Genomic DNA, 20,424 nt, shown 5'->3' on the forward strand with positions numbered 1-20,424 from the left:
CACCGTTCGACGGCTAGACGATCCCATCGAGCAGTTCGTCGTGCAGCTCGCGCAGGACCTCCACGAACGCGGATGCAAGCCGCTCACGCGGCCGATGCGGCGGAAACAGCAGATACGTCGGAAAGCGCGTGACCGGCTGAAACGGCCGGATGACGATGTCGGGTCCGACGAAGTCTCGCGCCACGATCGGATGCGCGAGCGTCACGCCCATGCCGTGCCGAACCATCTCGCAGCACATGGCCGTGTATTGCGCCTCGATGGCCAGCACGCGCTGCACTCCCGCGCGCTGAAAGACTTCATCCATCACGGCGCGCGTGCCATCGCCGTGACAGAGCGAGATGAACGATTCGCCTTCGAGATCCTTCGGCCGAATGTTGCGCTTCGCCGCGAGCCGATGATTCGCCGGCATCACACACACGGCGGCCACGTTCGATAACTGCTCGACCTCGCAATCGGACGCTTCGCTCACATACACCGCGACCCCGAGATCGCAAAAGCGCGATGCCGTCCAGTGATTCACCGTCCCCGACGTATTGACATGCAGCGAGACCGTCACGTCGGGAAACAGCGCATGAAATCGCTTGATCGCATGGGGCACGAGCGTCATGCCGGCCGATGGCATCGCCGCGATGCGCAACCGCCCGCTGCCGAGATTGCGGATCTGCGCCGCCGCATTCGCGAGACCCTGCAAGCCGACGAACGCGCGCTCCACTTCACGAAAGAACGCGGTGCCTTCGCCGGTCGGAATCAGACGCACGCCGCTGCGCTGGAAAAGCTGCAAACCGGTGTCGCGTTCGAGTTGCGAAATGAGCCGGCTGACGTTCGGCTGCGATGTGAAGAGCGCCTTGGCCGCGGCCGTCATCGACCCGGAAACCATGACCGCGCGAAACGCCTCGATGTGCTTCAGGTTCATGCGCGCTTTCCCTTAAGTAGTCACCATGACCCGATGAAATGTATATCAACTATGTATAGGTAGGTATTTTATTTGTATTGGACGATATGAATTGACAGCGCGACACTCGATCCGTCGATGGGCCAGATGTCTTCCAAATCCCACCCGCCCACGCCCCCGCAATGGAGATCCTCGTCATGAAAAAAGCGTTGCATCGCCGTCCGTCCGCCCTTCCCGCACGTCGCGTCATCGCCGCTCTCGCGTTCTCGGCGGCCGTTGCCGCGCCGATGCTCGCGCAGGCCGACACGACGCTGTACGTCGCCAATGTCGGCGGTTCGAACGAACAGTTGTATCGGCAGAAAATCATTCCGGCGTTCGAGAAGGCGCACAACGTGAAGGTCGTCTATGTGGCGGGCAATTCGAGCGACACGCTCGCGAAGTTGCAGGCGCAAAAGGGCCATCAGCAGATCAATGTCGCGGTGATGGACGACGGCCCGATGTATCAGGCCATGCAGATGAACCTGTGCGCGAAGCTCGACGACGCGCCCATCATGAACGACGTGTATCCGCTCGCGAAACTCGGCCCGACGGCGATCGGCGTCGGCATGGTGGCGACGGGCATCGGCTATAACGAAGAAGCGTTCAAGAAGGCCGGCCTGCCGCCGCCGGACTCGTGGAAAGTGCTCACCGATGCGCGCATCAAGGGCAAGCTCGGCGTTCCGCCGATCACCAACACTTACGGCCTGCATACCCTCGTGATGCTCGCGCGTCTCTCGGGCGGCGGCGAGAAGAACATCGACCCCGGCTTCACGGCGATGACCAAGCAAGTCGCGCCCAACGTGCTCTCGTGGGCCCCGACGCCCGGCGAAATGGATGGCCAGATGCAATCCGGCGACGTGATTCTCGCGCCCTACGGCAGCGGTCGCGCGGTCGCGTTGCAGAACACCGGGTTTCCGCTCAAGTTCGTCTATCCGAAGGAAGGCGCGGTCGCGCTGCAAGTGGCGGCGTGCGTGCTCGCGGAAAACGCGCAGCCCAAGCTGTCGCAGGAATTCGTTCAATACTTGCTGACGCCCGAAGTGCAACTGCTGCAAGCGCAGAACATCGGTCTCGGGCCGGTCAACAAGACCGTGAAGCTCGCGCCGGAAGTCGCCGCGCGCGTGCCTTACGGTCCCGAGCAGGTGTCGAAGCTCACCGCCGTCGACTGGGCGACGATCAACCAGCATCGCACGGAATGGACGGAACGCTGGAACCGTTCGGTCGAGCGCTAAAGCCGCGCATCCGCATCTGTCGAAGGAGTCACGCGCATGGCATTCCTGACGCTTCAGGGCATCTCCAAACGCTACGGCGATTTCACGGCGATCGAACATGTCGACCTGTCCGTCGAACGCGGCGAATTTCTCTCGCTGCTCGGTCCGTCCGGCTGCGGCAAGACCACGACACTGCAGATGGTCGCGGGCTTCGTCACGCCGACGAGCGGCCGCATCCTGCTCGATGGCCGCGACATCACCAACGAGCGCCCGGAGAAGCGCGGCATCGGCGTGGTGTTTCAAAGCTACGCGCTGTTTCCTCACATGACGGTGGCGGGCAACGTCGGCTTCGGGCTGGAGATGCGCAAGGTGAAGCGCCGCGAGCGCGAAGAGCGCATCGAGGAGGCGCTCGCTCTGGTGCGGCTCAAGGGCCTCGGGCATCGCTATCCGAAGGAACTGTCGGGCGGGCAGCGGCAGCGCGTGGCGATTGCGCGCGCCATCGCCATGCAGCCGGAACTGTTGCTGCTCGACGAACCGATGTCCAATCTGGACGCGAAGCTGCGCGAGGAAATGCACATCGAATTGCGCGCGATTCAGAAGCGTCTCGGCATCACGACGATCCTCGTCACGCACGATCAGGTCGAAGCGATGACCATGAGCGACCGCATCGCGGTGATGCATGGCGGCAAGATCGCGCAACTCTCCACGCCCTACGATGCGTACGAGCGTCCGGCGACGCCCTTCGCTTCGACCTTTCTCGGCCGCACGAATGCGTTCGCGGGCGAAGTGCTGCAGCGCAATCCGCGTTGCGCGGTCGTGAACGTCGCCGGGACGGAACTGCATGTGCCGCACGAAGGCCGTCACGTCGATGGCGCGGTGAATGTCTATATTCGCCCGGAGAAAGTGCATCTCGCCAACGGCGATGCGCGCATCAGAGGACGTATCGCGACGCGTGTGTTCATCGGCAATCAATGGCTGCTCGAAGTGGAGACGGCGCTCGGCAAGTTGCGCATCGCGCAGCCGAACCACGGCGCGCCGCCGCCGCAAGAAGGCGACGAAGTGGGTCTCGACTGGACCGACGACGACCTGCGCGTGCTCACGCAAGACGGCAAGGAGACGCTGCATGGCCACGCTTGACGACGCTCGCCCCGGCGCTGCGCCGTGGCTCTTGTCCGGCCCCGCGCTGCTGCTGTTCACCGGCCTGCTGCTGGTGCCCTTGATCCTCACGCTCGTCCTCTCCTTCCGCGTTTTCAGCGATACGGCCGGCATCACCAGCGCGTTCACGCTGTCGAACTATTGGGAAGTCGTGAGCGACCCGTACTACGGCACGATCTTTCTGCGCACGGCGGGCCTCGCAACGGGCGTGACGCTCCTGTCGATCGTGCTCGGCGTGCCGGAGACGATCATCCTCGCGCGCATGAAGAAGCCGTGGCAATCGCTGTGTCTGCTGATCGTGCTCGGGCCGCTGCTGATCTCGGTCGTCGTGCGCACGCTCGGCTGGCAGATTCTGCTCGGCAACAACGGCGTGCTCAATAACGTGCTGCAAGCCCTGCATATCACCGAGGAACCCATCCGCCTCGTCTTCACGATGACCGGCATGATCATCGCGCTGACGCACGTGCTGGTGCCGTTCATGGTGATGTCCGTCTGGGCCAACATGCAGAAGCTCGACCCGCAAGTGGAATGGGCGGGCCGCTCGCTCGGCGGATCGCCGCTCAAGGTGTTTCGCCGCGTGGTGCTGCCGCAGATCATGCCGGGCGTGCTGTCGGGATCGATCATCGTCTTCGCGCTGTCGGCGTCGGCGTTCGCCACGCCCGCGCTCATTGGCGGACGGCGGCTCAAGGTGGTCGCGACCGCCGCCTACGACGAGTTTCTCGGCACGCTGAACTGGCCGCTAGGCGCGAGCATCGCCGTGTTGCTGCTGATCGCGAACGTGGCCATCGTAATGGGATGCAGCCGTCTCGCCGAGCGCCGCTTCAAGCACATTTTCGACTGACCGCGAGGACACGCACATGAAGCAGAACGGCCCGCTCGCGCTCGTATTCAATGCGCTTTTCCTGACTTTCATTCTCGCGCCGCTCGTCGTGGTGATGCTCGTCTCGTTCACCGACAAGGGCTTCATTTCGATGCCCTTCGACGGCGCATCGTTGCGCTGGTTCCACGCGATCATCGAGAACGGCGACATCGTGTCGGCGTTCTGGCTGTCGATCAAGCTCGCGTTCGCGGCGGCGACCATCGGCGTACTGCTCGCCGTGCCGGCCGCGCTGGCGATCGCGCGTTACCGCTTTCCCGGCCGCGCCGCGCTCACGAGCTTCTTCCTCTCGCCGATGATGATTCCCGCCGTCGTGCTCGGCATCGCGTTCCTGCGCTTCCTGTCGATGCTGAACCTGTCGGGATCGTTCTGGTCGCTCGTGTGCGCGCATGTGGTGATCGTGCTGCCGTATGCGCTGCGGCTCGCGCTCTCGTCGGCGGTCGGCCTGGACCGCGATGCCGAACGCGCGGCGCTGTCCTGTGGCGCGAGCCGCTTCACCGCGTTTCGCCGCGTCGTGTTGCCGATGATCCGCACCGGCGTCGCGGGCGGCTGGGTGCTGTCCTTCATCCAGAGCTTCGACGAACTGACGATGACGATTTTCGTCGCCACGCCCGGCACCACGACGCTGCCGGTCGCCATGTACAACCAGATCGCGCAGACGATCGATCCGCTGGTCGCGAGCGTCTCGGCGGTGCTGATCGTCGGCACGGTGCTCCTGATGATTCTGCTCGACCGCATGGTCGGACTCGACCGTATTCTGATCGGAGAAGCCCGATGACTTCTGCTAGTCCCGACGTACTCGTTCTCGGCGGCGGCCTCGTCGGATCCGCCGTCGCCTACGGTCTCGCCCGCGAAGGCGCGCGCGTGACCGTGCTCGATGAAGACGACGGCGGCTTGCGTGCCTCGCGCGGCAACTTCGGCCTCGTGTGGATTCAGGGCAAGGGCTACGGCCTGTCGCCGTATGCGCGCTGGTCGCGTTCGTCGGCGGTGCGCTGGCCTGCGCTCGCGGAGTCGCTTCACGCCGAATCGGGCGTCGATGTGGCGCTGCGCCAGCCCGGCGGCTTCCACTTCTGCTTCAACGACGCCGAACTCGCCGACCGCGAAAAGCGCCTTTCGACGCTGCAAGCCGAACTCGGCGATTACCCGTATCAGATCCTTACCGGCGCCGAAGTGCGCGAGCGCATTCCGCAAGTCGGGCCGAAGGTGATCGGCGCGAGCTATACGCCGATGGACGGCCATGTGAATCCGCTGAAACTGCTGCGCGGCCTTCATACGTCGATGCAGACGCGCGGCGTGCGCCTCGTTTCCGGCGAGCGCGCCGAGCGCATCGTGCCCGAAGCGAACGGCTTCGTCGTGCAGGGCAAGCGCGGCACGTATCGTGCGGGACGCGTGGTGCTGGCGGCGGGTCTCGGCAATCGCACGCTCGCGCCGTTCGTCGGGCTGAATGCGCCGGTCGCGCCCAATCGCGGACAAGTGCTGGTAAGCGAGCGCGTCGCACCGTTCCTGCACTATCCGACGCTCAACGTGCGTCAGACCGACGAAGGCAGCCTGCAATTCGGCGATTCGATGGAAGAAGTGGGCTTCGACGATTTCACGACCACGCCCGTCCTCGCCGATATCGCCCGGCGTGCGGTGCGCGCCTTCCCGCTGCTGGAGCATGTGCGCCTCGTCCGCATGTGGGCCGCGTTGCGCGTCTACAGCCCCGACGGCTTTCCCGTCTATGACCAGTCGGAGCGGCATCCCGGCGCGTTCGTCGTGACCTGCCACAGCGGCGTGACGCTCGCCGCCGCGCACGCGATGCGCATCGCTCCGTGGATTCTCGGCGCACCGGTTCCCGACGAACTGCCCACCTTCTCCGCGCGCCGCTTCGAGCACGCCAAAGAACTCATCTCCGCACATTGAGCACGCACGACATGACTTCATCGACACCTACGCTTTTCAAGCCGCTGCCGGGCGCGGACGGCGCGAGCATCGACATCTTCTTCAACGACCGGGCGCTGACCGTGCAAGGCGGACGCTCCGTCGCGGCGGCTTTGCTCGCGGCGGGCGTGTCGCGGTTTCGCGCGACGCCGGTTTCGGGCGCACCGCGCGCGCCTTACTGCATGATGGGCGCGTGCTTCGAATGCCTCGTCGAGATCGACGGCGTGCCGAGCCGCCAGAGCTGCATGGTCGAAGTGAAAGCCGGCATGCGCATCCGGTCGCAGGAAGGCGCGCGCGATCTGCCCCCTTCGATCGGCACCGATACCGCCGACGCATCGCTGGAGAACGCACATGGCCGCTGAACTCGTTTCGTCGCATGCCGAAGCCGTCGATGTCGTCGTGATCGGCGCCGGTCCCGCGGGCATGAGCGCCGCGACGCGTGCCGCGCGCGCGGGCCTCAAGACCGTGTTGATCGACGAACAGGACGCCGCCGGCGGACAGATCTATCGCGGCATCGGCCGGGCGGACGCGCGCCGCAAGGAGATTCTCGGTCCCGATTACGCGGCGGGCGGCGCGATCGCCCAGGCGTTCGCGGCATCGGGCGCGCGGCATCTGACGGGCGCGACCGTGTGGCAGGTCACGCGCGAGCGCGGCATCAACTATCTGAAGGACGGCAGGATCGGCAGCTTCGACGCCCAGCGCGTGATTCTCGCGAGCGGCGCGATGGAGCGGCCTTTTCCGATTCCCGGCTGGACGCTGCCCGGCGTGCTGACGGCGGGCGCCGCGCAAATCCTGCTCAAGAGCGCGGGCGAAGTGCCTGCCGCGCCGCCGATTCTCGCGGGATGCGGACCGCTTCTCTATCTGCTCGGCTGGCAGTACATCCGCGCGGGCGTGCCGATTCGCGCGCTCGTCGACACGACGCGCCACGAAGACCGCTGGCGCGCGAAGCGTCACATGCTGTCGGCCTTGCGCGCGTGGCCGTATCTCAGCAAAGGACTGCAGCTGATGCGCACGCTGCGCGAAGCGGGCGTGCCGATGTTCGAGGCCGCCGACGACCTGCGCGTCGAATCGCGCACCGGCGCCGACGGCGTGGAGCATGCGAGCGCGCTCGGCTTCACGACGCAGGGCGCGGCGCACCGCATCGAAGCGGACGTGATTCTGCTGCATCAGGGCGTCGTGCCGAATACGCAGTTCACGCAGGCGTTGCGCGCGACGCATCGCTGGGATAACGCGCAACTCTGCTTCACGCCGAAGACCGACGCATGGGGCGAGCTCGACGTGCCCGGCATCTTCGTCGCGGGTGACGGCGCGGGGATCGGCGGCGCGCAGGCGGCGGCCTTGCAGGGCGCGCTCGCGGGCGTCGCGGTGGCGGCGCAACTCGGCGCGATCGATACCCGCAAGCGCGATCTCGAAGCGATGGCGCTCAGGCGCGATCTCGCGGGCGCTCTGCGCATCCGTCCGTTCCTCGATTCGCTGTATCGTCCGCGCGATGTGAACCGCATTCCGAAGAACGAAACCATCGTCTGCCGATGCGAGGAAGTCACCGCGGGCGAGTTGCGCAAGTTCGTCGAGCTGGGCTGCGTCGGGCCGAACCAGGCGAAGTCGTTCGGGCGCTGCGGCATGGGACCGTGCCAAGGCCGCATGTGCGGGCTGACGGTGACGGAAGTCATCGCGGATGCGCGGCGCGTGTCGCCTGCCGAGGTCGGCTATTACCGCATTCGCCCGCCGATCAAACCGCTCACGCTCGGAGAACTCGCCGGTGAATGAAATCAGCGAAGCCGATGTGATCGTCGTCGGCGGCGGTCTGCACGGCACCAGCAGCGCGTTGCATCTGGCGAAGCGCGGCGTGAAAGTCATCGTGCTCGAAGCGGATTACGTGGCGCGTCATTCGTCGGGCGTCAACGCGGGCGGCGTGCGCACGCTCGGGCGTCCGCTGCCCGAAATTCCGCTCGCGCTGATGTCGCGCGAAATATGGCACGGCATGACCGATCTGCTGGGCGAGGATGGCGGCTTCGTGCCGTCGGGGCAACTGAAGATCGCGGAAACGGAAGCCGAGCTCGAAACCTGCCGCGAACGCGTCGCGCTTTTGGCGTCGCATGGCTTCACGCACGAGAAGATCATCGATCGCGAAACCGTGCTCGAACTGGAACCGGCGCTCGCGAGGCACGTGACCGGCGGCATCTGGGTCGAGCGCGATGGCTACGCGTTGCCGTACCGCACGACGACTGCCTTCAGGCTCGCGGCGCAACGTCTGGGCGTGCGCTTTCTGGAAGGCACGCCGGTGAGACGCATCGAACAGCGCGGCGAGCGATGGTTCGCGCAGACGCCGCGCGGCACGTTCGGCGCGCAGAAGATGCTCATCGCGTCGGGCGCGTGGTCCGGCGAGTTGTCGAAGCAGGCGGGCGAGCCGGTGCCCGTGCATCCCGAAGGCCTGATGCTGATGGTCACGCACCGGGTCGCGCCCTTCTGCCGCGCGACGCTCGGCGCGACGGGCCGTCCGCTGTCCTTCAAGCAATTCGACAACGGCACGGTCGTGATCGGCGGCAAGCTGATCGGCATCGCGGAACTGGCGAACCGTCACGGCGAAGTCGATTTCATGCGCCTCGTGAAAAGCGCGCAGACGGTCACGGATCTTTTTCCGCATCTGCGTCATCTCGGCGTGAATCGCGCGTGGGCGGGCGTCGAAGCATTTACCGAAGATGAACTGCCGGTGATTTCGGCAAGCCGCACGGCGTCGAATTTGTACTACTCGTTCGGCTATTGCGGCAGCGGCTTTCAGCTCGGGCCGGGCTGCGGCAAGCTCGTCTCCGAACTCATGCTCGACGGCGAGCCGTCGCTGTCGCTCGATGCATTCGCCATCGACCGTTTCGATGTGCGCGCCACGTCGGCAGCCGCCGATGCGTTGCCGCTCGTCACGCACTGATCCGTATTCCCCAACCCTTTCGTAAGGAGAACAAGTAATGAGCGATATCGTTCGCATCGACACCAATCAGCGCATGAGCCGCGTCGTTAAGGCGGCGGGACTCGTGTTCATCGGCGGGCAGACGTCCGCGGATCAGACGCCCGATATCAAGCTGCAGACGGCAAAGGTGCTCGAAAAGATCGATGGCTTCCTGGACAAGGCGGGCATCGACAAGACCCGTCTCGTGTCGGCGCAGGTGTGGCTGTCGGATATCGCGCGTGATTTCGCGGGCATGAACGAAGTGTGGGATGCGTGGGTTCCCGAAGGCTGCGCGCCGACGCGTGCGACCGTGGAAGCGAAGCTCGCGTCGCCTGCGTTGCTGGTGGAGATCGCCGTCATCGCGATGAGCTGACGGCGGCCGGGGCGGTCTCGTTGCAGGCAACCGGCGACTCGATTCTCCGGTTGGCGACGCGACGCCGCCCCCTGAAAGACGGCGCGCGGTACTATGTTCACGGACCGTCCCGCACACCCCGTCTCATGGAACTGAAGCAGATTCAGTACTTCATCGCGCTTTTCGAGGAAGGCACCGTCACGCGTGCCGCAAAGCGGCTGAACATTGCGCAGCCGGCGCTCAGCATGCAGGTCGCCAAACTCGAATCCGAGATCCGGCAGAAGCTCTTCGAGCGCGGGCCGCACGGCATGGCGCCCACCGAAGCCGCACGATTGATGTACCGCCTCTACACGCCGATCCTGCGCGACATCGACCACGCAAGGGAGCACCTGAGCCGTCGCGATGTCATCGTGACGGGCCGCGTGTCGCTTGGGATGGTCTCGTCGGAAGCGCAGAGCGTATTGCCCGAATCGCTCGCCCGCTTCGATGCGCTTTTCCCGCAAGTCGAAGTATCCGTCGCCGATGGCTTCAGCGCGCAACTGATCGACGCCGTCGAATCGGGCCGGCTCGATGCGGCCATCATCAACAAGCCGCGCGGACGCCTGATGCTGGACGTCAAGCCGTTGCTCGTCGAAGAAATGGTGCTGGTGACGAGCGCGCTGCACGGCCCCGAGCTTCCCGGCACGATCGATCTGACCGGGCAGCCGGACATCGAGCTCGTATTGCCTACGCGGCGCAACGGTCTGCGCGGCGCGCTCGATGCCGCCCTGATGGCGGCCGATGTCGTCATCCAGCCGAAGTTCGAGATCGATCTGCTGAGTACCATCGTGCAGTTCGTCGAGCAGAGCAGCGTCGCGACGATCCTGCCGCGCGTCGTGGTGCAGGCGCAAGCGGACGAAGGCCGCTTGCGCATACGCACGATCTCGGCGCCGCCCATCGTGCGCCACATCATTCAGGTGACGCATCCGAAGCGGCCGATCGGGCCGGCCGCCGAGGCATTGATCGCGATCATCGCCGAGGAGATCGGACGCGTGACGACGCGCGCGCCGGAATGACGCGCGCCGTGAAGGTCACGAAGGACTGCCCGCGTTGCCGTTCTCGAGCTTGCCGAGCGTCTCCGGCACCACGAACGCGCCGACGAGAAAGATCACGCTGATCGCGCCGACGAAAATCGCGAGCGTCGACGGCAACTGGCTCGCATCCTTCGCGACGAGCGAGACGAAGGTCGGCATCATCCCGCCGATCGCGAAGCCGATGTTCCACGAGAGGCCCGTTCCGGTCGCGCGAATCGCGGTCGGAAAGCGCTCGTTCAGGAAGATCAGTATGGGCGCGTAACCGGCGCTGCCGAGCGCGGACAACAACACCGCATAGACGCCGATCATCGTGATGCTTTCTGCCGTCGGCAACAGCAGAAAGAGGCCGGGCAACGCGACGAGCCGGATGATGCCGATCCAGATGAACGCGCCCTTGCGCCCGATGAACGTGCTGAGATGCCCCGCCAAAACCGATGCGATCACCACCGCCACGCTGCAGATCATCAGGATCGCGGCGGCCGCCCCGTTCGGCGCGTGGCTCACGACCTTGAGGAACGTCGGCAGATAGCCCGACGTGAGGTAGTAGCCGCTGCCGCCGCCGATGGTCAGCAGGAGATTCACGAACAACACGCCGCGGTACTCGCGCGAGAACAGCGTGCGGATCGGCGAGCGCACGACTTCGGCCTTTGCGCGCTCGGTATTTGCCGCGGCCTTCGCGGCTTTTTCGGCGGCGAGCTTCTTCCACAGCGGCGACTCTTCGAGACTGTTGAAGACGAAGAGACCGAGCACCGAACTCACGATCCCGGTGAAGAACATGCAGCGCCAGCCCCACACGTCGAAGGCATCGCCGGGAAAGAGCGCGGACATCGCGAGAAAGGTGAGCGATGCCAGAAGCGCGCCGAGTCCCGCGCCGCCGCCGCCGATCAGCCCCGACACCGCGCCGCGATATTTCGGCGCGACCGATTCGGTGCCGATCGTATGCGTCGACGCCACCACGCCGCCGACGAACACGCCCTGCACGAGACGCAGCAGCAGGAAGAGGATCGGCGCGACGATGCCGGCCTGCGCGACCGTCGGCAGCGCGCCGAAAGCCGCAGTGGACAACCCGACGCCGACGACCGCGAAGATCATGGCGCCCTTGCGGCCGCGACGATCCGCATACGAGCCGAAGAGCGCGGAGCCGAGCGGACGCATCAGCAGCGTCACCGCGAATGAAGCGTAGACCGCCGCGAGCGAGAGCATCGCGTGTTCGGACGGGAAGAACAGACGCCCGACAACCGGCGCCACATACAACAACACGAACAAGTCGAACAGATCGAGGGCCCAGCCGATGCACGACGCCATCACTGCACCCATGATCTGCCGCTGATTTGCCGGAAGCACGGCGGCTCCGTCTTGCGCTGCTACGGACATGTGTATCTCCTTTGGATTACCGCAGGCACGCTTTTATGGATGCGTGCTCTTGTTACGATTGAAAAACGAAATTGCTCGAGCAGTGTCAGTACGCGGCGGCGAGCGGCGGTGCCATGCTCGCGCTTCGCTGCGCGACCATCGCGTCGGCGATCTTCTCGGCGATCATGATGGTCGGTATGTTCGTATTGGCCGATGGCAGCCTCGGCATCAGCGATGCATCCACGACGCGCAAGCCGCGCGCGCCGTGCACGCGCCCTTCGGTATCCGTGACGGCATCGCGATCCTCCGCGCCGCCCATGCGGCATGTGCCGCTCGCGTGCCACACGCCGAACACGTTCGCGCGGATGAACGCGGCGAGCGCGCGGTCGTCGGCGAGCAGCGCGTCCATCTTCAGTCCGCGCGTGAAGAAGCGTTCGATGAGGAAACGGCGCACCGGCGCGGGCGCATCGAGCAGCACGCCGAGAACGGACGTGAGGCGCGCATTGCCCTCGCCGACCCGGCTCAGCGCCTTCACGCGCGCAGAAAACGCCGCCGGAAAGAAGTCGCGCGAACTGCGCCCGAGTCCCGATGCGTGGACCACGCTCGCCAAAATCCGCACGCCCGCGGCGAGGCGCTGCACATCGCGTTCGTCGTCGAGCAGATTGAGATCGACGCGCGGCGCGGCGGCCGCATCGGGCGATGCGAGCTGCACGCGGCCACGCGAATACGGCCGGTTGCACCACAGAAAGAAGAGTCCGAGCCGGTTGCCGAGCGCATGCCACGCCGCACGCGTCGCGCTCGACAGATACAGGTCCGAGGCATCGCAGTCCGCGACGCCGGAACTCAGACGCGCGGCCATCATGCTGGCGCGGCGTCGTGCGAGCGGCATGCGAAAGCGCGGCTCGAGAAAATGACAGAACGTCAGCGACGGATGATCCTGCAGATTGCGTCCGACGCCCGGCAAGTCCACTTCGCACGCGATGCCGAGCGCCGCGAGCTCGCGCGCATCGCCGATGCCCGCGCGCATCAGCATCGCCGGCGACTGCAGCGCGCCCGCGCTCAGCACGACTTCGTCCGCATCGAACTGAACGCGCTCGCCGTTCTCCGCAATCGCGACGACACCGCGCGCCGTCGCGCCGTCCATCACGATGCGTTCCACGCGCAGCTTCGCGTAGACCGCGAGATTCGGACGCCTGCGCGTGGCCTCGTCGAGATAGGCGATGGCCGTGGACACGCGCCGATCGTCGATATTGGAGAACGCGCCGGGAAAGAACCCGTCGCCGAACTCGCCATTCTGGTCCTGCAACTGCGCGACCCCGTTCTCGCGCAGACCCTTTGCGAACGCGTGGCAGAACGCCGGCCAGTCGTCGGGCATGATGCGGCGGATCGGCACCGGGCCGTCGCTGCCGTGCATCTCGCCGCCGGGAAAGTCGACGTCGCGTTCGAGCTTGCGAAAGTACGGCAGCACGTCGCGCCACGCCCAGCCATCGGCGCCGTTCGCGGCCCATTCGTCGTAATCGCGCGGCAGGCCGCGATTGGCCGACTGCACGTTGATGCTCGAGCCGCCGCCCATCACGCGGCCCTGCTCGTACACGCGCGGCGCGGCATCCTTCGTGGCCTTCGCTTTCAGGTCGGGCCAGATGTAGGTATCGCCGCAGAAGACCGGCATCGGATAGCTGTCGAGAATGGCCTCGGGCACGGCGCCGGGCGGCGTATCCGCGCCCGCCTCGATCAGCGCGACGCGCAGCGACGGCACCGCCGACAGCCGATGCGCCAGCACGCATCCCGCCGAGCCGCCGCCCACGATCACGACATCGAAGCGCTCCATCGCCTGTCTCCTTTTATTGTGCAAAGCGCGGGATCAGGACCCGCGAAACACCGGCTTGCGCTTGCCGTGGAACGCTTCGACGCCTTCGCGGAAATCGTCCGACGAGCGCAGGCGGCTATAGCAATGGCCTTCGAGTTCGATCGCGATCGAAAGCGGCGCGTCTTCCGAGTCGTTCAGCAGCTTCTTCGCCGTGCGCTGTGCCAGCGGCGAGAACGCGCGCAGTTCGTCGACGAGCGCATCCGTCGCCGATTCGAGTTCCGCGTCGGCCACGCAGTCCACCGCGATGCCCCATTCGTACGCCTGCTTGCCGGGAATGCGGCGCGAGCGCATCACGATGTCCTTCGTGCGGCCGATGCCGACCATCGACTGCAAGCGCGCCGAGCCGCCCGAGCCGGGAATCTGCCCGAGCTTCTGCTCCGGCAGCGCATAGAACGTCGTATCGGTGACGATGCGGAAATCGCACGCGAGCGACAACTCGAAGCCCACGCCGAAGCAGAATCCGCGATTGGCCGCGATGACCGGCTTCGAGCAGCGCGCGGGCGCCGCGATATTCCACGCGAGCTTCGACACATGTTCCGGCGATGCCTCGAGAAAGCCCTTGATGTCGCCGCCGCTCGAGAAGTGCTCGCCCTTGGCGCGCACGACGATCACGCGCACGCGGTCGTCCTCGTCGAGCGCCTCGAATGCAGCGCGCAACTGGTCGCGGGCGTGCATCGAAATGACGTTGAACGGCGGGCGATGCAGGATGATGTCGGCGCGCTCGCGGGCGGCGTCGATCTCGACTGAAAAGCCGTCCAGGTCTTGCAGCAGCGTCTGGCCGCGATGGTTCAAATCGCTCATGTTCGGTTACTCCTTGGTGGTCTCTGTAGAGGTTGCGTGGGTCTCGCTCGCGTATTCGCCGGCCTGCAGCTTGCGGCGCAGGATCTTGCCGACCGGAGACTTCGGTATGTCGTCGACGAACACGTATTCGCGCGGCCGCTTGAAGTTGACGAGATCGGACTGACGGCACCAGCCGTCGAGCGCTTCTGCATCGACGAACTCGCGGCGCTTGATGAACGCGACGACGCGCTGGCCCCATCGCTCGTCCTTGACGCCCGCGACCGCGACTTCGTCGACGGCCGGATGCAGCGACAGCACCGATTCGATATCCACCGGCGAGATGTTTTCTCCGCCGCTGATGATCATGTCGTCGACGCGGCCGGTGACGTACAGGTCGCCGTCGGCATCGAAGTAGCCGGTGTCGCCGGTGAAGTACCAGCCTTCGCGCAGCGACTTCGCATTCGCGTCCGGGCGATTCCAGTAGCCTTCGAAAGCCTCGTCGCCGAGCAGGTCCGCGATGATCTGGCCTTCCTCGCCGGCAGCGGCGATCTGATCGGGCGATACGGCATCCAGCTTCACGACGCGCAGCCGCGTGTTGATGCCCGCGCGCCCCGCGCTGCCGGGCTTCTTCGTCGCGTCCTGATCGATGCTGAACGTATAGACCTCGGACGAGCCATAGTGATTGACGAAGAGTTCCGGCTCGAAGGCGGCGGACAGGCGCTTGAGCAGGCCGTCGTTCATCGGCGCGCCCGCGAAACCGAGCTTCCTGACCGACGACGTGTCCGTGGCCGCGAACGTCTTGTCGGCGAGCAGGTCGTGATAGAGCGTCGGCACGAGGTAGAGGCACGTGAGCCCGTGCGCGGCGATGGATTCGAGCGCGAGCTTCGCGTTCCAGCGGCGCACGCAGACGAACAGGCCGTCGACGAGCGCCATCGCGAGCAGCGAGCGCACGCCCATCGTGTGATAGAGCGGCATCACGCCGAGCGTTCTCTCGCCCCGCCGATACAGGTTCTGCGCGACATGCGCGAGCGCGCCCGCGCGTTCGTGACGATGACGCCGCGGCACGCCCTTGGCCTTGCCGGTGGTGCCGGACGTGTAGAGGATCAGCGAGATGTCGTCGGCGGTGGCGCGCGTCGTCGCGTCGTGGCGCGCTTCGCTGCGGTCGGCAACGAGCGCATCGAACCCCAGGTTGCGGCCGGGCGCATCGTCGAGGCCGATGCGCGGCACGTTCTGCGCAGCCGGACTCTGGATGACGGCATCGGCGCAAACGGGCTCGTAGACGATCGCCTTCACGCCGGCATCGGTCACGCAATAGTCGAGTTCGTCCGGCTTCGCGCGCCAGTTGAGCGGCACGATCACGATGCCGGCGAATTGTCCCGCCCAGTGCAGCGTCGCCATTTCCCAGCGGTTCTGCAGCACGACGAGCAGCCGGTCGCCGCGTTCGAGACCGAGCGCGCGCAGGCCATCGGCGACATTCAGGATCACGCGATGCCACTGTGCATAGGTCAGTTGCAGTTCGCCATCGACGAGCGCGAGCGCGTTCGGACTGCGCTCGACGCTTTGCAGAAAGGTGCGGCCGAGATCAAGCATGTTCGACCTCGCTCGTGTCCGCTTGCGTCCGGCGGCGCGCCGCCACGTCGAGCACCGCCGCCACGATCGGCGTGTAGCCCGTACAGCGGCAGATATGCCCCGACAGCATTTCGCGCACTTGCTCCTCGGTCGGATTCGGCACGCGTTGCAGATAATCCGCGCACGACATGAGGATGCCCGCCGTGCAGAAGCCGCACTGCAAGGCGTGATGCCGCTGGAACGCCTGCTGCAGGTCGCCGAGCGTCTGCTCGGGCGCGAGACCTTCGACGGTATCGATACGCCGTCCGTCCGCCTGCACCGCGAGCATCAGGCACGCGCGCGCCGCAACGCCATCGACGTGCACGGTGCATGCGCCGCAGACGCCGTGTTCGCAGCCGACGTGCGTGCCGGTCGCGCCCAGTTCGTGCCGGATGAAATCCGACAGCAGTTCGCGCGGCTCGCAATGGCCGCTGCGCTCGCGGCCGTTGAGCGTCAGCGCGATGCGCTGCCGTTCGTCCCGCCGCATGATGTTTGCCGACATGTCGCTCACTTCGCCTCCTCGATCACACGCCATCCGAGTTGCCGGACCAGATTCCGGCGATATTTCGCGCTGATATGCGCGTCGTCCTGCGCGTTCAGTTTCCAGCTCAAATCGTTCAGTGCGCCGCGCAGGTCGTCGCCTGCGAGACGCGGCCAGCTTTCGACCACGGGCCTGTCGGCGACGCCGCCCACCGCGATGCGAATCGCATCGTCCGATACGACCGCCGCGCACGCGACGATCGCGAAATCGCCGTGACGCGCGGAGAATTCGCTGAACGCGTAGCGCTCGCCAGCTTTTCGCAGCGGAAAGCGCACCGCTTCGACGAGTTCGTCCGGCTGGCGCGCGGTCATCAACATGCCCTGAAAGAAATCCTGCGCGGCGAGCGTGCGCCGCTTCTTCTTCGAGCGCAGCATCACGTCGCCGCCGAGCGCCGAGAGCACGAGCGGCAGTTCCGCGCTCGGGTCCGCATGTGCGATCGATCCGCACACCGTTCCGCGATTGCGGATCTGAAAATGCGAGATATGCGGAAAGGCCATCGCGAGCAGCGGCACTTCTTCTGCGAGCGTCGCGCGCCATTCGACGCTGCCTTGCGTCGCGGCCGCACTCACGACGAGCCGCCCCGCTTTCTCGTCGATGCGCACGGCACTGAGTTCGGCGGTGCGGGATATATCGACGAGCATCTTCGGCTGCGCGAGCCGCATGTTGAGCACGGCCATCAGCGACTGTCCGCCCGCCAGCACGCGCGCGTCCTCGCCGTATTGCGCAAGGGCGTCGAGCGCGTCCTGCGTGGTCGGCGCGCGCAGATAATCGAACGCTACCGGCTTCATGCGCGCCTCCTGAAACGTGCGAGGAATCTCGCGAGCCACGATCCGCGCGTCTGCACCGGCTTGCCCGCCGCCTGCCGCCCGAGCGATTCGAACAATTGATTCAGCACGACCTTCGTCGCGCCTTCGAGCATGCGGCCGCCGACCGCGGCGACCTTGCCCGACACCTGCGCTTCGTAGTCGTACGTGAGCCGCGTGCCGCTGCCTTGCGGCTTCAGTTCGACGAGACCGCTGCCGCGCGCGCTGCCGAGCGGCGACGTGCCCGCGCCCGCCAGCCGCAGACGATGCGGCGCGTCGATCTCCGACAAGCCGATGCGCGCCTCGAAACGTGCCTTGATGAGGCCGACGCCCACGGTCACGTCCGCGCGATACTGGTTCGGCGCGGCTTCTTCGAGCGCATGACAGCCCGGAATCACGTTAGCGAGCGCCTTCGGATCGAGCAGCACGGCGAACACGGCTTCCGGCGTCGCGGGCAGATCGACGCTTCCCTGCGCCGTCAGTGCGCGTCCGCCGCCCGGCGTCGCGGGCTTCGCCGCCGGCGCTTCGCGATATTCGGGGCGCGACGGCTCCGGATCGTCGATGCCGATCATCGCCATGACCCTGGACGGCGTGAGCGGCAAGCGAATGTCTTCGACGCCGAGCGCATCGGCCACCGCGTTCGCGATGCACGGCGGCGTGCTCATGTTGTTGCCTTCGCCGAGCCCTTTCGCGCCGAGCGGCGTGAACGGCGACGGCGTCTCCAGATGCACGATCACCGGATCGGGCACTTCGCAGGTCGTCGGCATCAGATAGTCGGCGAGCGTGCCGGACTGGAAGCTGCCGTCCGCGCCGTAGCGGAACTCCTCCATCAGCGCCGCGCCGACGCCCTGCGCGAAGGCGCCGCGAATCTGGCCATCGGCGAGCGCGGGATTGAGGATCGTGCCGGCATCGTGCACGGTGACATAACGGTCGATCCGCACGCGCCCGGTCGCACGGTCCACTTCGACGCCGCACATGTCGAACGCGAAGCCATACGCCGCCGACGTGTTGATGCGGTCGGCCTCGTCGGGCGCGTCCATGTGCGGCGGCGACCAGAACACAGTCTCGCGCAGGCCCGGCTCCTCGCCTTCGGGCAGGAGCGCGGGCGCCCAGTGCGGCGCATTGCTCGCGGCGCGCGCGAACGGCAGCGCGCGATCCTCGGCGTGCACAGGAAAGATGCGCGCGCCTTCGAAGCGGATCTCGTCGGGCGAGCAGCCGAACTGCTTCGCGAGCACGCGCGACAGCTTCTCGCGCACGCGCGTGGCGGCCAGATGCACCGTGCCCGCCACCGCGCCCGCGAAGCGGCTCGAATAGTTGCCCGCCGCGACGGACCACGCGTCCTTGTGCGTATCGAATTCGACGTTGACGACGATGTCCTTCGGGTCCAGCCCGAGCACATCGGCGACGACTTGCGCGCACACCGTCATGTGCCCCTGCCCCGCGGGCGTCGATGCGATCGTCACGACGACGCCGCCCAGCAGATCGACGCTGACTGTGGCGCTCGCGATCGCGCCGTTCTTCGGCCCGGCCTTGCGGCGCGCGTCGGCGGGCATGACGGTCGTGATGTAGCCCATGTTCGATACCGACGGCTCCACGATCGCCGCGAAGCCGATGCCGAAGAGCCGCCCTTCCCTGCGCGCGGCATCGCGGCGTGCGACGAGTTCGGCGTAACCGCCTTCGTCGATCGAGCGGCGCAGCGCTTCCTGATAGTTGCCTGAATCGAGCAGCGCGCCGGCCGCCGCGCGATACGGAAACGCATCGGCGGGAACGAAGTTGCGGCGATACACGTCGAGCACGTCGAGCTTCAGTTCGATGGCAATGCGCTGAATCAGCCGCTCCAGCGCGAAGTACACCTGCGGTCCGCCGAAGCCGCGCACGAGGCCGGTCGGCGTCTTGTTCGTGAGCACGACCCGATTGCGCACGAGCAGATTCGGGATCGCATACGCGCCTGTCAGACAGCCGTGCATCCGGTAGAACGTCGCGGGCTCCGGCGCGCGCACGTAACCGCCGACGTCTTCAAGCTGGTCGTAGGACAGCGCGACGATGCGGCCATCGCTTTGCACCGCCGCCTCGATGGTCGAGAGGCGCGCCGTCGCGGAGGTCGCCGCGCTCAGGTGCTCCAGCCGGTCCTCGACCCATTTCACCGGCGCGCCCGCCTTGCGCGACGCGAGGCACATCAGCACGACATACGGAAACACGGCCTGCTTCACGCCGAAGCTGCCGCCCGAGTCGCGCGGAGCCTTGTGACGCAGACGGTTCGCGGGCACGTTGAGCGCCATCGCCATGACGGCGTGCAGCGAGAACGGCCCCATGAAGTTCGACGTGACGTCGTAGCCTTCGTCGCCGGACAGATATTCGGCGATCACGACGCCGCACTCGATCGGCGCGCAGGTGTTGCGCGGATACTGCGCGACGAGCTTCACGCGATGCGGCGCGTTCTCGAACGCCGCTTCCGGCTCGCCGTAGCGGAAATGCCGGTCGCTGACGACGTTGCTGCCGACGCGCTCGTGCAGCAACGGCGCGTCGTCCCGCACCGACTGCTCGATCGACGTGACCGGATCGAGCGTCGCGTATTCGACCTTGATGAGATCGAGCGCGTCTTCCGCGAGGGCACGCGAATCCGCGATGGCGACCGCGACCGGCTCGCCCACATAGCGCACGCGGTCCATGGCGAGCGCCCACTGTTCCATCGGCGATTTCACGCCGACGACGAACGGACGCGACCACGCACGCAGATCGTCGCGCGTGAGCACCGCATGCACGCCGTGCAGCTTCAACGAGGCGTCCGTGTCGATAGAAACGATGTCGGCATGAGCGTGCGGCGAGCGCAGGATCGCGGCGTGCAGCGTGCCTGGTTTCACGGCAATGTCATCGCCGTAGCGGCCGCGGCCCGTGAGAATCGCCGGGTCTTCGAGGCGCTGCATGGCGCGGCCGACGTGGCGCTGCGGCGTGGCAACGGCGTCGTCGGCGACGCGTGCATTGATATCTGCGAAGGCGGTATCGCGCTGATTCATC

18 protein-coding genes are annotated in these 20,424 nt (G+C 66.3%); 10 read left to right on the top strand and 8 right to left on the bottom strand.

Going from position 1 to position 20,424, the window contains the following annotated elements; genetic code table 11:
- Positions 1–13 precede the first annotated feature (13 nt).
- Positions 14–913, bottom strand: coding sequence for a LysR substrate-binding domain-containing protein (locus NCS03_RS21200; RefSeq protein WP_250529726.1), 900 nt, complete (start codon positions 911–913; stop codon positions 14–16).
- A 176-nt stretch (positions 914–1,089) separates the two neighbouring features.
- On the opposite strand from NCS03_RS21200, the gene NCS03_RS21205 reads away from it, so the two are divergent.
- The 10 genes from NCS03_RS21205 (at position 1,090) to NCS03_RS21250 (ending at position 10,439) form a co-directional block, all read left to right on the top strand.
- Positions 1,090–2,160 carry an ABC transporter substrate-binding protein gene (locus NCS03_RS21205; protein WP_008348073.1) on the top strand — a complete coding sequence of 357 codons (1,071 nt, stop codon included), beginning with the start codon at positions 1,090–1,092 and terminating at the stop codon, positions 2,158–2,160.
- Between the two features lie 36 nt (positions 2,161–2,196).
- Positions 2,197–3,276 carry an ABC transporter ATP-binding protein gene (locus tag NCS03_RS21210; RefSeq protein WP_175980874.1) on the top strand — a complete coding sequence of 360 codons (1,080 nt, stop codon included), beginning with the start codon at positions 2,197–2,199 and terminating at the stop codon, positions 3,274–3,276.
- A complete protein-coding gene (locus NCS03_RS21215) occupies positions 3,263–4,135 on the top strand; it encodes an ABC transporter permease (protein WP_008348076.1) in 873 nt (290 codons plus the stop codon). The genes NCS03_RS21210 and NCS03_RS21215 overlap by 14 nt, the downstream gene beginning before the upstream one ends.
- A gap of 16 nt (positions 4,136–4,151) precedes the next feature.
- Positions 4,152–4,949: an ABC transporter permease gene (locus NCS03_RS21220; RefSeq protein ID WP_250436532.1), complete on the top strand. Its 798-nt coding sequence runs from the start codon at positions 4,152–4,154 to the stop codon at positions 4,947–4,949.
- On the top strand, positions 4,946–6,073 hold the full coding sequence (locus tag NCS03_RS21225; RefSeq protein ID WP_175980880.1) for an NAD(P)/FAD-dependent oxidoreductase: 1,128 nt from the start codon (positions 4,946–4,948) through the stop codon (positions 6,071–6,073). The genes NCS03_RS21220 and NCS03_RS21225 overlap by 4 nt, the downstream gene beginning before the upstream one ends.
- Positions 6,074–6,084: 11 nt before the next feature.
- Positions 6,085–6,453 (top strand): (2Fe-2S)-binding protein, encoded by a 369-nt coding sequence (locus NCS03_RS21230; protein WP_033536269.1) that lies wholly within the window; start codon positions 6,085–6,087, stop codon positions 6,451–6,453.
- The gene (locus NCS03_RS21235) at positions 6,443–7,858 is read left to right on the top strand and encodes an NAD(P)/FAD-dependent oxidoreductase (protein ID WP_008348083.1); all 1,416 of its coding nucleotides are present in this window, start codon (positions 6,443–6,445) and stop codon (positions 7,856–7,858) included. Before NCS03_RS21230 ends, NCS03_RS21235 begins: the two co-directional genes overlap by 11 nt.
- Positions 7,851–9,014 (top strand): NAD(P)/FAD-dependent oxidoreductase, encoded by a 1,164-nt coding sequence (locus NCS03_RS21240; RefSeq protein ID WP_250529727.1) that lies wholly within the window; start codon positions 7,851–7,853, stop codon positions 9,012–9,014. The genes NCS03_RS21235 and NCS03_RS21240 overlap by 8 nt, the downstream gene beginning before the upstream one ends.
- Before the next feature lie 37 nt (positions 9,015–9,051).
- Positions 9,052–9,405: a RidA family protein gene (locus NCS03_RS21245; protein WP_008348087.1), complete on the top strand. Its 354-nt coding sequence runs from the start codon at positions 9,052–9,054 to the stop codon at positions 9,403–9,405.
- 125 nt (positions 9,406–9,530) lie between these two features.
- Entirely contained in the window at positions 9,531–10,439 is a 909-nt protein-coding gene (locus NCS03_RS21250; RefSeq protein ID WP_008348089.1) for a LysR family transcriptional regulator, read from the top strand.
- 15 nt (positions 10,440–10,454) lie between these two features.
- On the opposite strand, the gene NCS03_RS21255 is transcribed toward NCS03_RS21250, so the two are convergent.
- The 7 genes from NCS03_RS21255 to NCS03_RS21285 form a co-directional block, all read right to left on the bottom strand.
- On the bottom strand, positions 10,455–11,831 hold the full coding sequence (locus NCS03_RS21255; protein WP_008348091.1) for an MFS transporter: 1,377 nt from the start codon (positions 11,829–11,831) through the stop codon (positions 10,455–10,457).
- Between the two features lie 85 nt (positions 11,832–11,916).
- The gene (locus NCS03_RS21260; protein ID WP_250529728.1) at positions 11,917–13,638 is read right to left on the bottom strand and encodes a GMC family oxidoreductase; all 1,722 of its coding nucleotides are present in this window, start codon (positions 13,636–13,638) and stop codon (positions 11,917–11,919) included.
- Positions 13,639–13,671: 33 nt separating this feature from the next.
- Positions 13,672–14,478, bottom strand: coding sequence for an enoyl-CoA hydratase/isomerase family protein (locus tag NCS03_RS21265; protein WP_250436534.1), 807 nt, complete (start codon positions 14,476–14,478; stop codon positions 13,672–13,674).
- A 6-nt stretch (positions 14,479–14,484) separates the two neighbouring features.
- Positions 14,485–16,047: an AMP-binding protein gene (locus NCS03_RS21270; protein ID WP_008348097.1), complete on the bottom strand. Its 1,563-nt coding sequence runs from the start codon at positions 16,045–16,047 to the stop codon at positions 14,485–14,487.
- On the bottom strand, positions 16,040–16,567 hold the full coding sequence (locus tag NCS03_RS21275) for a (2Fe-2S)-binding protein (protein ID WP_085955302.1): 528 nt from the start codon (positions 16,565–16,567) through the stop codon (positions 16,040–16,042). Before NCS03_RS21275 ends, NCS03_RS21270 begins: the two co-directional genes overlap by 8 nt.
- Positions 16,568–16,572: 5 nt before the next feature.
- On the bottom strand, positions 16,573–17,394 hold the full coding sequence (locus NCS03_RS21280; RefSeq protein WP_008348100.1) for an FAD binding domain-containing protein: 822 nt from the start codon (positions 17,392–17,394) through the stop codon (positions 16,573–16,575).
- Positions 17,391–20,423: a xanthine dehydrogenase family protein molybdopterin-binding subunit gene (locus NCS03_RS21285; RefSeq protein WP_250529729.1), complete on the bottom strand. Its 3,033-nt coding sequence runs from the start codon at positions 20,421–20,423 to the stop codon at positions 17,391–17,393. The genes NCS03_RS21280 and NCS03_RS21285 overlap by 4 nt, the downstream gene beginning before the upstream one ends.
- Between the last annotated feature and the right edge of the window lies 1 nt (position 20,424).

It is taken from the genome of Caballeronia sp. ATUFL_F1_KS4A (assembly GCF_023630905.1).
Classification (GTDB): Bacteria; Pseudomonadota; Gammaproteobacteria; order Burkholderiales; family Burkholderiaceae; genus Caballeronia; species Caballeronia zhejiangensis.

Coding starts and splice junctions, on each gene's coding strand:
- NCS03_RS21280 (WP_008348100.1), bottom strand. CDS start 17,394: ATGAAGCCGGTAGCGTTCGATTATCTGCGCGCGCCGACCACGCAGGAC.
- NCS03_RS21205 (WP_008348073.1), top strand. CDS start 1,090: ATGAAAAAAGCGTTGCATCGCCGTCCGTCCGCCCTTCCCGCACGTCGC.
- NCS03_RS21225 (WP_175980880.1), top strand. CDS start 4,946: ATGACTTCTGCTAGTCCCGACGTACTCGTTCTCGGCGGCGGCCTCGTC.
- NCS03_RS21230 (WP_033536269.1), top strand. CDS start 6,085: ATGACTTCATCGACACCTACGCTTTTCAAGCCGCTGCCGGGCGCGGAC.
- NCS03_RS21250 (WP_008348089.1), top strand. CDS start 9,531: ATGGAACTGAAGCAGATTCAGTACTTCATCGCGCTTTTCGAGGAAGGC.
- NCS03_RS21275 (WP_085955302.1), bottom strand. CDS start 16,567: ATGTCGGCAAACATCATGCGGCGGGACGAACGGCAGCGCATCGCGCTG.
- NCS03_RS21210 (WP_175980874.1), top strand. CDS start 2,197: ATGGCATTCCTGACGCTTCAGGGCATCTCCAAACGCTACGGCGATTTC.
- NCS03_RS21270 (WP_008348097.1), bottom strand. CDS start 16,047: ATGCTTGATCTCGGCCGCACCTTTCTGCAAAGCGTCGAGCGCAGTCCG.
- NCS03_RS21220 (WP_250436532.1), top strand. CDS start 4,152: ATGAAGCAGAACGGCCCGCTCGCGCTCGTATTCAATGCGCTTTTCCTG.
- NCS03_RS21245 (WP_008348087.1), top strand. CDS start 9,052: ATGAGCGATATCGTTCGCATCGACACCAATCAGCGCATGAGCCGCGTC.
- NCS03_RS21235 (WP_008348083.1), top strand. CDS start 6,443: ATGGCCGCTGAACTCGTTTCGTCGCATGCCGAAGCCGTCGATGTCGTC.
- NCS03_RS21260 (WP_250529728.1), bottom strand. CDS start 13,638: ATGGAGCGCTTCGATGTCGTGATCGTGGGCGGCGGCTCGGCGGGATGC.
- NCS03_RS21285 (WP_250529729.1), bottom strand. CDS start 20,423: ATGAATCAGCGCGATACCGCCTTCGCAGATATCAATGCACGCGTCGCC.
- NCS03_RS21255 (WP_008348091.1), bottom strand. CDS start 11,831: ATGTCCGTAGCAGCGCAAGACGGAGCCGCCGTGCTTCCGGCAAATCAG.
- NCS03_RS21200 (WP_250529726.1), bottom strand. CDS start 913: ATGAACCTGAAGCACATCGAGGCGTTTCGCGCGGTCATGGTTTCCGGG.
- NCS03_RS21215 (WP_008348076.1), top strand. CDS start 3,263: ATGGCCACGCTTGACGACGCTCGCCCCGGCGCTGCGCCGTGGCTCTTG.
- NCS03_RS21265 (WP_250436534.1), bottom strand. CDS start 14,478: ATGAGCGATTTGAACCATCGCGGCCAGACGCTGCTGCAAGACCTGGAC.